We start from the raw sequence: 12,598 nt of genomic DNA, 5'->3' as shown, positions 1-12,598 counted from the left end.
GCAACCCCTGACAGGGTTGCGGTTTTTTTATTTTAGTTTTTCTATTTTAATAACCGGTTAAACAGCTGGCGGAACTTCGCCATTTTTGGGGCAATAATAAACTGACAGTAACCCTGCTGTGGATTCTGCAGAAAATAGCCCTGATGATAGTCTTCAGCCGGATAAAAAGTGGTGGCCGGACTTATTTCAGTCACAATGGGCTGATCAAATAATTGCTGTTCAGTCAGCTCTTTAACCACATCTTTAGCGGTTTCTGCCTGCTCTGCACTATGATAAAAAATGGCAGACCGATACTGGGTACCAATGTCGTTGCCCTGACGATTTAGCTGGGTGGGATCGTGCAACGCAAAAAATATCTGCGATAACTGCTTAAAGCTAATCTGCTCTGGATCAAAGGTTACCTGTACTACTTCTGCATGGCCGGTAGTGCCAGTGCAAATACTGCGATAATCCGGATTGGTGGTATGGCCGCCCATATAGCCGCTGACTGCCTGCTCCACTCCTTTAAGCTGATTCAGCGCTGACTCCAGACACCAGAAACATCCTGCGCCAAACGTGGCAATTTCATTGCTCATGATTACTCCGCTTAATTTGATTGCAAATTCGATAGCAAACTTGCTGGCCGCTAAACAGATCGGGACCTTATAGCATAACGTAGTAAAGGTCATCGTGGTTTGCTAATCAAGGAAGCTTTTATGACAGTGGCAGTAATTGGCGCCGGCATGGCAGGTGCTGCTGCAGCCAGAACCCTGCAGATGGCCGGCTTACAGGTAGAGGTATTTGATAAAGGCCGGGCGGTGGGGGGCAGGATGAGCTCTAAACGCAATGGCGAGGGTTATCTGGATTTAGGTGCCCAGTATTTTACCGCCCGTGCTGCGCCTTTTAAGCAACAGGTGGAGCAATGGCTGGCAGAGGGTATTGTCAGTAGCTGGCAGGCAGACTGCTACAAGTTTGAGCTCGGTCAGTTAACCGGCTCTGATGATCAGACATCGCGCTTTATTGGCATACCGTCAATGCACTCGCCGGTAAAAGCGCTGCTGGCCGACATCACGATTTATCCCGATTGCCGGATCAGCCGGCTGCGTTATCTGCAAAACAGCACAGCAACTGACACCAGCGGCTGGTATCTGTTTGACCAGCATAATAACAAATTCGGACCTTACCAGGCCCTGATCCTAACGTTGCCGCCGGTGCAGTTACAAACCCTGCTGGCAACGGCTTTTCAGCCTGCTGAAGACGGCTATGACGATGTCCATCAGTTGATCTCACAAATACAGCCCCAGGTGTTATTGCCATGCTGGGCGGTAAATCTGCAATTAGCTGAACCGTTACAAACGCGCGCGGATGCGGTGTTTGTTAAAGAAGGCAATCTTAGCTGGCTGGCCCGGCAAAACAGTAAACCCGGCCGGGCAAGCAATGCAGATAACTGGCTGCTGCACTTTAGCCCCCAGTGCTCTGCATTGTATTTGCGGACAGAACCTGCACAGCTGATAGCGCTCGCCAAAGCCGAGCTGGAGCTGATTTTTCAACAAGCCCTTTCGATTGGCAATGCCCTGACTCACCGCTGGTTGTATGCCCAGATTAACCCGGCGGTTAACCAGGTTAAGCCTGATTATCATCCCGGCTTAAAACTGGCACTTGCTGGTGACTGGTTAATGGGGGGCAGAGTCGAGAATGCATATTTAAGCGGTGTTACTGCTGCCAGGGAGGTTTTAGCTGATGTCTGAAAATATTCTTATTATTGGTGCCGGCAGTGGCATCGGCCGGGGGTTGGCGCGCCATTACTTAGACCAGGGGCATCAGGTGCAGGCTATCAGCCGTAGTCGTTGTCCATCAGCGTTAGCACAGCCCGCTATGAACTGGCTCCAGCTTGATACCACTGCCGCAGGCGATGCGGCAGATAGTACTGCTAATAGCGCGGTAGCCGAGGCGGTAACTGCTCAGCCCACAATTATTTTTATTTGTCAGGGCTGGCTGCATGATAATCAGCACGGACCGGAAAAAACGTTGCGCCAGTTAACGGCGGCGCAGATGCAGAAAAGCTTTGCCATTAATGTCTGGCAGCCTGCGTTGTATTTAAAGGCATTGTTTGGTTATCTGAGCAAGCAGCCACAGGTAAAAGTGCTGGTGCTAAGCGCAAAAGTCGGAAGCATCTCAGATAATCAGCTGGGCGGCTGGTATAGTTACCGGGCAAGCAAAGCCGCGGTTAATATGCTGGTAAAAACCAGTAGTATCGAGCTGAGCCGTTACAATAAAACTGCAGTACTGGTCAGTGTCCATCCGGGCACCACTGACACAGCATTGTCTGCACCCTTTCAGGCAAATGTGCCTGCGGGACAGCTGCAATCAGCTGCTGCCACGGCCAGGCGGCTGGCAGCAGTAGCAGAGCAGTTAACGCCCCAGTTAAGCGGTAACCTGCTGAACTGGGACGGGGACGTTCTGCCGTTTTAAGCACTTAAATCTGCCTGGCAAAGGCCAGGCTATTTGGGCACGACTTCATCTGCCGCATGTTCGTCTGGCGCTTGACTCTCCAGCTTGACAAGTTGCTGACTGAGCGCTTTTGGTGAGCCGGTATTGCGGGCAATAGCAATATAGGTCACCGGCACTACATACAGCGTCAGCAAGGTCGCTAACGCTACACCGCAGAAAATTACCATGCCGATTACCATCCGGCTTTCTGAACCCGGGCCGGTAGCAATAATTAACGGTAAGCTGCTCATAATGGTGGTAAAACAGGTCATAGTGATTGGCCGCAGTCGCTGAATCGCAGCCCGGCGGACAGCATCTTCAAACGCCACGCCGGCATCGCGCAGCTGGTTGGCAAATTCGACAATCAAAATGCCGTTTTTCGCCACCAGACCTATCAGCATTACCAGACCAATCTGGCTGTAGATATTCAGTGACATATCGAAAAAATACAAGCCAGACAGGGCGCCAACCAGACCCAGTGGTACAGTGATCATAATTACCAGCGGATGAATAAAGCTTTCAAACTGGGCCGCCAGTACCAGATAGGTAATAATCAGCGCCAGCATAAACACCAGTAAGGTCGACTCACCGCTTTCCTGAAACAGCTGTGACTCGCCTTTATAATCAATTCCCACCGTATCCTGAATTTCAGTCTGGACGACGGTTTCCAGGTATTCTAATGCTTCGCCCAGACTATATCCGGGAGCCAGACTGGCGGAAATGGTAATGGAACGCATCCGGTTGTAACGGTTAAGCGCGGCGGCAGTTGCTTCTTCGCGCAGGGTTACCAGGTTATCCAGCGGAATTAGCTGGCCGGTGCTGTCAGAGCGGATAAACACGTCTTTAATGGTACCCGGTGCCTGGAAATCGTCATCCCAGCCTTCCAGTATGACATCATACTCACGGCCGCGATCTAAGAAGGTCGTTACCCGTCTGCCACCGAGCATGGCTTCCAGCGCCCGGCCAATGGCGCCAACTGAAATGCCCAGATCGCCGGCCCGCTCTGTATTAATTTCAACGAGTATCTGAGGTACTGTCTCTTTGTAATCGTGATCCAGCATTAGCAGGCCAGGGTTTTCACTGGCTTTGTTAATAACGATGTCGCGCCAGCGGGCCAGCTCTTCATAGGTATTGCCCTGCAGCACAAACTGTACCGGCCGGCTGCCACCGCCACCGCCGCCCAGACCGCTGCGCATAAAGGTAAATGCGCGCACATCGGGTAACTCGTTTATTTTAGCGGCAACTTCCGGCATCAGTTCTGCGGTGCGTCTTTGTTCATTATTCCAGTTTTCAGTGCCAACAATAGCAATACCACCGCTACCACCCCAGCCGGGTACCCGGATCAGCAGCCGGTTAAACTCACCTCTCTCGTAATATGGCATCAGAATATCTTCAATTAACCGCATGTTGCGGCTATTGCTCTGATAACTGGCGCCTTCAGCAGGGGTCATTGAAATAAAGAAGGTACCGCGATCTTCGGTAGGCGCCAGCTCTGAGGGCAGCATTTTAACCAGCTGATAGCTGGCAGCAAAACAAAGCACTACCACAACAAGTACCGGCCAGCGGGTTTGGGTAACAACATTCAGCTGCTTGCGATAGCCATTTTCAAGTTTGGCAAAACCGCTATGCAGCGCCTGGCCCAGTTTCGATTCACGTTTACGATGCTGCAACAGCTTACTGCATAACATCGGTGACAGGGTAAGTGCGGTTACACTGGAGAACGCCACTGCTGCGGCAATCGCCAGCGCAAACTCAGTAAACAATTTCCCCAGTTGCCCCTGCATAAATACCAATGGTACAAACACCGATATCAGCACTAATGTGGTGGCAACCACGGCAAAGCCCACTTCCCGGGCACCGCGGTAAGCCGCCAGCAATGGTGCTTCGCCGGTTTCAATTCGCCGGTAGATATTTTCCAGCACCACAATAGAGTCATCAACCACCAGACCAATCGCCAGCACCATTGCCAGCAGAGTAAGCAGGTTGATAGAAAAGTCCAGCGCAAACAACACCGTAACGGCTGCAACCAGCGCCACCGGGACGGTGATGGCGGGGATAAAGGTTGCTCTGATATTGCCAAGAAACAGGAAAATAACCAACACCACCATGCCCATGGCAATACCCAGGGTGTTGTACACTTCTTTTATCGACTCAGAGATAAACAGCGAGGAGTCGTAGCCGGGCTCGATGGTTGTGCCCTGAGGTAACTGTGCTTTTATCCGTTCCATTTCAGCCCGGGCGCTTTTAACCACTTCCAGGGTGTTGGCTTTAGATTGCTTAATAATGCCGATACCTAACAGGTTTTTGCCATCGCCACGAAACTCACTTTCTTCATCTTCAGATGTTAATAGCACATCGGCTATTTCACCGAGCCGCACCAGATAATTATCGGCACCGCGTTTAATCACCAGTCGCCGGAAATCCTGCTCGGTTTTATAAGTACGGATCACCCGTACCGTGAAATCACGATCAATAGATTTAATATTACCTGCCGGTAGCTCAACGTTCTCGTTGCGCAATACAGTCTCAATGTCCTGCACGGTAACACCGCGGGCTGCCATAGCATCGCGATCCAGCCAGACCCGCATCGCATAATCACGGGAGCCACCTAACTGGATCCTGGCCACACCATCTACCACAGAAAAGCGCTCAACGATATAGCGGTTAGCGTAGTCAGTCAGCTCCAGTGTGCTCATGTTTTCACTGTTCAGCACAAACCAGGCAATGGTGTCTTCATCGGCGTTGGCTTTGGAAACTTCAGGCGGGTCAGCCTGATCGGGCAGGTTATTTAAGGCCCGTGAAACGCGGTCTCTAACGTCATTGGCGGCTGAATCGATATCCCGCTCAACATTAAACTCTATGGTAATACTCGAGCGACCATTGCGGCTGTTCGAGTTAATACTTTTAATACCCTCGACGCCGCTGATCCGGTCTTCCAGCAACTGGGTTATCTTTGTTTCAACAATTTCTGCCGATGCGCCGGGGTAATTGGTATTAATGCTGACAATGGGGGAGTCAATGTCAGGAAATTCGCGCAGTGGCAACATGGTAAAACAAACAATACCAAATACCACCAGCAACAAATTAACAACGGTAGCAAATACCGGCCGTTTTACTGATAAATCTGACAACAGCATTATCGTACTCCGACTCGGTTAATCACCAGTCCCGGCCGCAGTTTCTGAATACCTTCGACCACAATTTCCTCGCCTGCTTCCAGCCCCGCGGTCACTTCAACCCAACCCGGAATGCGCTGGCCAACTTCAACTTCGCGCTGGCTTACTGTGTTGTCGCTATTAACGACGAATACAAACTGCTTGTTTTGCTGGGGAATTAACGCCCGTTCTGAAATTTGCAAAGCCGGTACGTTAGCCAGCTCTACTTTTACATTCAGCAACATCCCGGGCCGTAAGCGTAAATCGCTGTTGTCCAGGGTCGCATGCACTCTGATTGAGCGGGTAACCGGATCCAGCCGGGTATCGATGGCACTGACTTCACCTTTAAAATCAACATTGCCGTAGGCGACGTTGCTGACATTGACCGGCATTCCCCGTTTTATTTCAGCCAGATAATGTTCAGCGACGCTAAACTCTACCTTCAGGGTATGTAAATCATCGAGAGTAGTCAGCACAGTACCGGCATTAACGTACGCGCCCTGACTAACCTGGCGCAGGCCGAGGTAGCCATCAAATGGTGCGCGGATGGTTAGCTCATTCAACTGCGCTTTGGCAATATCCAGTTGCGCCAGGGTGGTATTCACCCGGGTTTGTTGCTCATCCAGTAACGACTGCGCCGTTGCCTGAGTGGTGGCCAGATTTTCTAACCTGGCCAGCTGGCGGCGCTGATCTGTCAGCACCGCTGATAATTCAGTGACTCTGGCCAGTTGTTGTACATTATTTAACCTAGCAATAATGTCGCCGGCTTGCACCTGCTTGCCTTCCTGAATATTCAGCTCAATTAAAAAGTCGCTGGCAGGGGCGACAATTTGCACTGAATTATTTGCTATACCTGTGCCCAAAGAGGTAATTTGCCGGATCATCGGTTTAACAGATACTTCTGCGGTACTGACAGCGACAACGCCACCAGCGCCCCTGGCAGATGTCGTGTTCTGCTGTTGCTGCCAGTACAGATAACCCAGAAATAGCGCTAAGGCGATTAAAATGACCCAGATCAGACGAGAATGAGTAGTTGTCACAATGACTCCGTATACCGCATGAAAATACTTTGCGTGTATTGTATGTTTTAAATGGTGAAACAGATGATCTGTTATCGCAATCACGGCGGCGTTGGTCGTATTCCAGCGTATTTTGCGCTGATCCAGTATAACAGCTGCTGCTGTACTGATAGTCTGAACTCAGTAAAAAGCAGCCCGTGTTATTAGAGGGAAAGTTATGGAACCCATTTTAGTCAGTCAGACCAGTCACCAGGGCGGCGCCCGCTTGCTGCTGTCAGGGCTTGGTGCATTTACGGGATTGGTGTTGTTTACTGCGTTATTTGCCGGACAGTTTAATTTGTGGCTGGCGCTTGCCTATATTGCTGCCCTGATGGCGATATTTCTGGGTTTTGCCAAGCTGGCTGAGCCAAGACATTTTCTGCGCTGTGACGAGCAGGGCGTGCATTATTATCACCGTTATGGCAGCTGGTCTTTACCGTGGAGTAGCTTTCTGTATTGTGCCGTGCCCCAGCTGGAGCAGCAGGATTTGTCATTTATCGGTTTTAAAGTGACGGATTATGATGCGGTATTGCAACCGTTAAGGCTGCGACTGGCGGTGCGTTTAATGACGGAGCAACGGCCGTTGTTTATCACTGCTGTCAAGCAGGGCTGTACTGGCGGCCAGTGCGCCAGCGAACTGCTTAGTGAGAAAGACATATTTGCTACAGCAAATCAGCGTTATGACGGAATTAAGGCGGTATTTGCCCAGCGAATGCAGCGCCTCGCGCAGGCCAGTGGTTTTGATTTATTTGTGGCTACGTCGCTTACCGCCGAGCAAACCGCTGCGCTTTGCCAGCAAATTAATAAAGCGCGCTTACAAATAATACAGAATACAGCCACCTAGACACACTGCCGACTGTGTATCATAATAAGCCAAACCTCTTTTCTGGCAGGATGGTGCATGAACAGCTACGATAAAGCATTTCTGGTTAGCGGGCGTAATACCCTGATCCATAAAAATAAAAAACTCGACTTAATTGTAATTAATGATGATAACGATCCGCCTTTGATTATTACCCGGCATGGCGTAAAAATGTTTCAGGAAACAGTGCCGACAAATAAAGTTGAAGCAAAAGAGCGTTACATGGAAATCGTTGATATTTCCAGTACTGAGGTATTCGGTGAAACTAAAACCCTGTTATTTGTCCAGGCGCTGAATAATAAAGAATATAAAGTTGACTATAGCAAGAAAGGTACAGATTTGTTTATTCGGATCCATCAGGACAACTATATCTAGTTTTTTCAGCTTCTAAGGCCCTGAAATGCAGTAAGGGCTTGCCTTTCTGCCTGATATTTGCTTCATTAAGCATAATACTTTTGTCGTAGTCCAGGCAGACAATTTACATGCAATTTTCTGAGCACAATAATACAATAAAAATAACGGTGCCCGTCTCGTTAGCTGCTATCAGTGCGGCCGAAATTCAGCAGCATATTAATAATAATGGTTATGAACGTTGTCTGGTGCTGCAGGATCAACTCACCAACCTGTTAGTTGAATATCAGCAAATCCAGCAAAAAATCAAAGAAAATCTACTGACGGAAAACAGCAAGGAGTTAAGTTACCGCATCGCTGAAAAGCGTGATGCTGAACTTACCTTTGATATCAGTGAAGACAAAATGATGGCAACGGCCATCATTACCGCAGCCTGGGGTGGGGCCCCTGTTTCAGCCAACGATCTGGTTAAAAGTGCCCAGGCCAACGGTATTGCTTTCGGTTTCAGTAAAGAGCAGATCATTAAACTGGTTTCTTATGCCGCTAAAGCGGAACCCGGCAGCAAAGTAAAGCTGTTGATTGCCCGGGGCAGGGCCATGGTACCTGGCGTAAATTCACGCTTTGAACCGTTGCTGGCGGAAATGGAAAGCCGCAGAAACCGGCCTGTAGTAAAAACGGATGAAAAAGCCGACCTGCGTGATTTTGGGGTTATTCCGGCGATCAGAACCGGTGAAGCCATAATGCGTCGTCATCCACCAACGGCAGGCGTCGCTGGCATGCTGGTTACCGGTGAAATGATTCCGGCCACGCCCGGCCTGCATCTGGAGTGGCAGCTGGGTGAAGGCGTTGAACTGGCGCCGGCTGATGGTGATTTGCTACTGGCTGCCCGTGATGGCTTACCGCGGGTAATTGAAGCAGGTGCTACAGTGGACGAAGTGTTCACTGTTAAAAACGTCGATTTGGCAACGGGTCATATTGTGTTCCGTGGTTCGGTGGTGGTGAATGGCAACGTGACCGAGGGCATGAAAGTGGTCGCCGGCGGCAATGTCTTTGTGAAAGGCATGGTGGAAGGCACGTTAATTGAGGCGGGTGGTGATATCACCATCAATGGCTCGGTTATTGGCCATCAACTGGCGCAGGCCGAACAACAAAGTGAATACAGCACTGAGCTCAAAGCCACTGGCGATATTCAGTGTAACCTGGCGCAGTATAGCCGGATAAGCTGCGGCGGTAACCTTTATGTCAGTAAGCAGCTTATGCATTGTGCTGTAGAGGCTGCCATTGTGTATGCCGGTCCGGAGGATAACCCTAATGGTAAGTTAGTGGGCGGCTACTTTTATCTGGACCAGGGGCTGTTCTGTGGCAATCTGGGCGCCCCGTCGAGCAGTGCCGTATTGGTCAAATTAAATCGGCAGCTCGATCCTATTGTTGAAAAGCAAGACGTCCTGCGGGCCAGCGTAGCGGCAGAACGCACTGAAATGGAAGATATACGCCAGCAGCTGGAAAAACTGAAAAAAATAGAAGGTAATGCTCAGATAGAAATGCGCCGTCTGGAACTGATAGCAAATTTTGACGAGCATAAAGAGCTGGCGGTATCGTTAATTAATGATATTAAAATTCTTGAAGCGCAACGCCAGGAAAAACTGGCAGAGTTGCTGATAGTGGTGCGCCAGCAACTATTTTCGGCTGTAGAAATTCATTTTGGTAAAGAGCAGGTTAAAAGCCGGCGTGAATATGGCCCTTCTAAAGTGGTGTTAGTTGATGGTCATCCGTCTATCGAGCCACTATAAATAAGCCACTGCAGCAAGCCGCTGTAAATAAGCCATGTTAAAAACTGATTCGCGACAGGCTGTATTGGCTGTGCGGCATAAAGCAGTGTCATTTCAGCAGGTATCAATTAGGCTGTATAAGTGTGTTTAAAGAGATTGCTGTTGTGAAAGTTATATTGCTTGCTTTGTTACTGTGCTTGTCATCGACGGCTGTTGCGGATTGCAATATGGCGTTTCGCTATGGCTTATTGATTGCGCCTGACCATATCCGTTTTATGCAAAATACCCGCACCTATGTCCAGATTAACAATGATCGGCAGCTATTTGTGGCAGGTGAATGGGTACACTTAACAGCGCAAGATACAGAACTGCTTGAGCAATACAGCCAGGGATTACGTAAATTTGTGCCGGAAATCGTTACTCTGGCAGTAGATGGCGTGGAAGTGGGCCTGTCGAGTATCGAGTCGATGCTGTCAGGGCTGGGCAGTCAGTCACAGCAGGCAGAGTGGCAGGCATTAATCCGGGAAACCACCTTTCAGTTTCTGTCACGCTTTGTTCGCACCGGCGAATATTTTTATCTGGCGCCGCAAAGTTTAAACGAGCTGGATCATTTCTTAAACCGGGAATTAAAGCCGCAACTAAGTAATCTGGCCCGCCATACAGTAGGGGCTGTGTGGGGAGCCTTACGCGATGCTTTGCGTCAGTCTGACAGTAACTTTGAGCGTACCGACAGTCAGGGCCTGGAATCAGTGGAACAACTGGTCGACAACATCAGCTTTGGCCTGGATGAAAAGGTCATTGAGCTGGAAGCTAAATCAGCGCTGTTCTGTCAGCGAATGCGGGAGCTGGATGAAATCGAAACCAGCCTGCAACAGCGGATCCCGTTGCTAAGCCAGTATGATGTAGTCACTGAGAAAAACTAAAGCGTTATCACCGCCAAACCATTCTATACAACACCGTATTCATCCCGCAGGGCTGCAGGCATGGCGTTGTCTACTTCATCGCTTATCGCGTCCAGGGTCTTTTCAGCTTCATCCAGCGAGCTGACTTCTGCCACGTGAAATAGCGCTTCGCCTTCGTTGACCAGCGGCAGGTTATTACGGCCAATCACCACGCCATCAAAAGTTGCAGGAATGGCAATCTCAAAGTCAGAGTAGGGCGAATAAATATGCGCCATAATATCTCCGGTTTTCACCGTTTGCCCCAGCGTCACATAGTAGCGGGCGATACCATCATGTTCTGCCCGCACCCAGCTGCTTTTCTTGGAGAAGACCGAACGGTTTTTCGGCGCCTTGGTTTTGCCGCTGAGCATGCCTAAATCCTGCATAACATTGACAATACCACGCACGCCAATTTTTATTGATTGTTCGTCAAAGCGCAGGGCTTCACCTGCCTCATACAACAGTAAAGGAATACCCAGATTATTGGCAGTGCCGCGCATAGTGCCATCGCGGCTGGCGGCTTTAATAATAACCGGGGCATTAAATACCTCAGCCATCCGCAAGGCGGTTTTATCTTTGGCGCTGGCCCTTACCTGCGGCAAATTGGCCCGGTGAATGGCGCCGGTATGCAAGTCGATGGCATGGGTACAGCATTTAAGGATTTTATCGGTAAACTGATAGGCCATCCGGCTGCCGAGCGATCCTTTTTCGCTGCCGGGGAAGCTGCGGTTTAAGTCACGCCGGTCGGGCAGGTAGCGCGATTGCTGGACAAAACCGTAAGTATTAACAATAGGCACTACAACCAAGGTGCCTTTGATCCGGTTAAGCCTTGGCAGTTTCAGCAAGCGCCGGCAAATTTCCACGCCATTAATTTCATCGCCATGCAAAGCAGCGGTAATTAACAATACCGGCCCGTCCTGGCGGCCGTGAATGACATGAGCCCCGATATTCAGTTCGGTATGGGTATACAGTTTGCCAAACGGAATATCGACCACCGCCCTGCTGCCTGCGGCAATTTTATCGCCACCCAGGGTAAACGCAGCTCTGCTTTGCATCAGCCTGTTCCTTTCGTTTTGGCTTTACGCCGGGATTTGTGGCTGGCGACTTTTTTCTCTAAAAAGCTGACAATCAGTCCGGCGACGTCTTTGCCGGTGGCGCTTTCAATACCTTCAAGCCCAGGCGAGCTGTTTACTTCCATCACTACCGGGCCATGGTTTGAACGCAGTAGATCGACGCCGGCCACATTCAATCCCATAGTTTTGGCCGCGTGCACGGCCGTGCTGCGCTCCTCCGGAGTTAACCGCACCACAGCGGCAGAGCCGCCACGGTGTAAATTTGAGCGAAACTCACCTTCTTTCGCTTGGCGCTTCATCGCCGCCACAATTTTATCGCCAACCACAAAGCAGCGGATATCTGCCCCATTGGCTTCTTTAATATATTCCTGCACCAGAATATTAGCATTCAGACCCATAAAGGCTTCGATAACGCTCTCTGCTGCCGTGCGGGTTTCAGCCAGTACTACCCCTATTCCCTGAGTGCCTTCCAGCAGTTTGATTACCAGTGGTGCACCGCCAACCATCTCAATTAAATCGGGAATATCACCCGGCTTGTCAGCAAAGCCGGTAATCGGTAAACCAATACCCTGACGGGCCAGTAACTGCATAGAACGTAATTTATCGCGGGCCCGGCCGATAGCCACCGACTCATTAAGTGAGTAAACGCCCATCATTTCAAACTGGCGCAGTACTGCAGTACCATAAAAGGTAATAGAGGCGCCAATCCGGGGGATCACAGCATCAAAACCATCCAGCACCTGCCCTTTATAGTGAATCGAGGAATTGGTGCGGTTAATGTTCATATAGCACATTAACGGGTCGATAACCTGAACCTGATGTCCTGCTGCTTCGGCCGCGGCTACCAGCCTTTTGGTCGAATACAGTTCGGCATTTCGCGATAATATCGCAATTTTCATGCACTCTCCGTAAGTAAATTA

General features: G+C 50.0%; 11 protein-coding genes. 6 read left to right on the top strand and 5 right to left on the bottom strand.

The window, feature by feature from the left end; translation table 11 throughout:
• Positions 1–41: 41 nt before the first annotated feature.
• Positions 42–575 (bottom strand): peptide-methionine (S)-S-oxide reductase MsrA, encoded by a 534-nt coding sequence (gene msrA, locus R3187_RS02840; RefSeq protein ID WP_318965182.1) that lies wholly within the window; start codon positions 573–575, stop codon positions 42–44.
• A gap of 120 nt (positions 576–695) precedes the next feature.
• Between msrA and R3187_RS02835 the strand changes: the two genes are divergently transcribed.
• Both R3187_RS02835 and R3187_RS02830 read left to right on the top strand, forming a co-directional pair.
• Entirely contained in the window at positions 696–1,727 is a 1,032-nt protein-coding gene (locus tag R3187_RS02835; RefSeq protein ID WP_318965181.1) for an NAD(P)/FAD-dependent oxidoreductase, read from the top strand.
• Entirely contained in the window at positions 1,720–2,451 is a 732-nt protein-coding gene (locus R3187_RS02830) for an SDR family NAD(P)-dependent oxidoreductase (protein ID WP_318965180.1), read from the top strand. Before R3187_RS02835 ends, R3187_RS02830 begins: the two co-directional genes overlap by 8 nt.
• A 29-nt stretch (positions 2,452–2,480) precedes the next feature.
• On the opposite strand, the gene R3187_RS02825 is transcribed toward R3187_RS02830, so the two are convergent.
• Together R3187_RS02825 and R3187_RS02820 are read right to left on the bottom strand one after the other, a co-directional pair.
• Positions 2,481–5,606, bottom strand: a complete 3,126-nt coding sequence (locus R3187_RS02825; RefSeq protein ID WP_318965179.1) for an efflux RND transporter permease subunit — start codon at positions 5,604–5,606, stop codon at positions 2,481–2,483.
• On the bottom strand, positions 5,606–6,664 hold the full coding sequence (locus R3187_RS02820; protein WP_318965178.1) for an efflux RND transporter periplasmic adaptor subunit: 1,059 nt from the start codon (positions 6,662–6,664) through the stop codon (positions 5,606–5,608). Before R3187_RS02820 ends, R3187_RS02825 begins: the two co-directional genes overlap by 1 nt.
• Before the next feature lie 196 nt (positions 6,665–6,860).
• Between R3187_RS02820 and R3187_RS02815 the strand changes: the two genes are divergently transcribed.
• From R3187_RS02815 to R3187_RS02800, 4 genes are all read left to right on the top strand, one after another.
• Positions 6,861–7,526: a DUF2982 domain-containing protein gene (locus tag R3187_RS02815; protein WP_318965177.1), complete on the top strand. Its 666-nt coding sequence runs from the start codon at positions 6,861–6,863 to the stop codon at positions 7,524–7,526.
• A gap of 57 nt (positions 7,527–7,583) precedes the next feature.
• Positions 7,584–7,919 carry a hypothetical protein gene (locus tag R3187_RS02810; RefSeq protein ID WP_318965176.1) on the top strand — a complete coding sequence of 112 codons (336 nt, stop codon included), beginning with the start codon at positions 7,584–7,586 and terminating at the stop codon, positions 7,917–7,919.
• Positions 7,920–8,026: 107 nt separating this feature from the next.
• On the top strand, positions 8,027–9,685 hold the full coding sequence (locus R3187_RS02805) for a FapA family protein (protein WP_318965175.1): 1,659 nt from the start codon (positions 8,027–8,029) through the stop codon (positions 9,683–9,685).
• Positions 9,686–9,891: 206 nt separating this feature from the next.
• Positions 9,892–10,587, top strand: coding sequence for a DUF2884 family protein (locus R3187_RS02800; RefSeq protein WP_318965174.1), 696 nt, complete (start codon positions 9,892–9,894; stop codon positions 10,585–10,587).
• 23 nt (positions 10,588–10,610) lie between these two features.
• Here the strand turns inward: R3187_RS02800 and R3187_RS02795 are convergent, their stop codons facing one another.
• Both R3187_RS02795 and rimK read right to left on the bottom strand, forming a co-directional pair.
• Positions 10,611–11,660, bottom strand: a complete 1,050-nt coding sequence (locus R3187_RS02795) for a succinylglutamate desuccinylase/aspartoacylase family protein (protein WP_318965173.1) — start codon at positions 11,658–11,660, stop codon at positions 10,611–10,613.
• Positions 11,660–12,577 (bottom strand): 30S ribosomal protein S6--L-glutamate ligase, encoded by a 918-nt coding sequence (rimK, locus tag R3187_RS02790; protein ID WP_318965172.1) that lies wholly within the window; start codon positions 12,575–12,577, stop codon positions 11,660–11,662. Before rimK ends, R3187_RS02795 begins: the two co-directional genes overlap by 1 nt.
• Positions 12,578–12,598: the final 21 nt, after the last annotated feature.

This window comes from Arsukibacterium sp. (assembly GCF_033721375.1).
GTDB lineage: Bacteria > Pseudomonadota > Gammaproteobacteria > Enterobacterales > Alteromonadaceae > Alishewanella.
Note: the sequence above shows the minus strand (reverse complement) of the source record. Positions and strands in the feature narration are given on the sequence as shown.

What these genes read in the sequence shown, in the direction of transcription:
- R3187_RS02825 (WP_318965179.1), bottom strand. Translation starts at nt 5,606, where the DNA reads ATGCTGTTGTCAGATTTATCAGTAAAACGGCCGGTATTTGCTACCGTT.
- R3187_RS02810 (WP_318965176.1), top strand. Translation starts at nt 7,584, where the DNA reads ATGAACAGCTACGATAAAGCATTTCTGGTTAGCGGGCGTAATACCCTG.
- R3187_RS02805 (WP_318965175.1), top strand. Translation starts at nt 8,027, where the DNA reads ATGCAATTTTCTGAGCACAATAATACAATAAAAATAACGGTGCCCGTC.
- rimK (WP_318965172.1), bottom strand. Translation starts at nt 12,577, where the DNA reads ATGAAAATTGCGATATTATCGCGAAATGCCGAACTGTATTCGACCAAA.
- R3187_RS02800 (WP_318965174.1), top strand. Translation starts at nt 9,892, where the DNA reads ATGGCGTTTCGCTATGGCTTATTGATTGCGCCTGACCATATCCGTTTT.
- R3187_RS02815 (WP_318965177.1), top strand. Translation starts at nt 6,861, where the DNA reads ATGGAACCCATTTTAGTCAGTCAGACCAGTCACCAGGGCGGCGCCCGC.
- msrA (WP_318965182.1), bottom strand. Translation starts at nt 575, where the DNA reads ATGAGCAATGAAATTGCCACGTTTGGCGCAGGATGTTTCTGGTGTCTG.
- R3187_RS02795 (WP_318965173.1), bottom strand. Translation starts at nt 11,660, where the DNA reads ATGCAAAGCAGAGCTGCGTTTACCCTGGGTGGCGATAAAATTGCCGCA.
- R3187_RS02830 (WP_318965180.1), top strand. Translation starts at nt 1,720, where the DNA reads ATGTCTGAAAATATTCTTATTATTGGTGCCGGCAGTGGCATCGGCCGG.
- R3187_RS02835 (WP_318965181.1), top strand. Translation starts at nt 696, where the DNA reads ATGACAGTGGCAGTAATTGGCGCCGGCATGGCAGGTGCTGCTGCAGCC.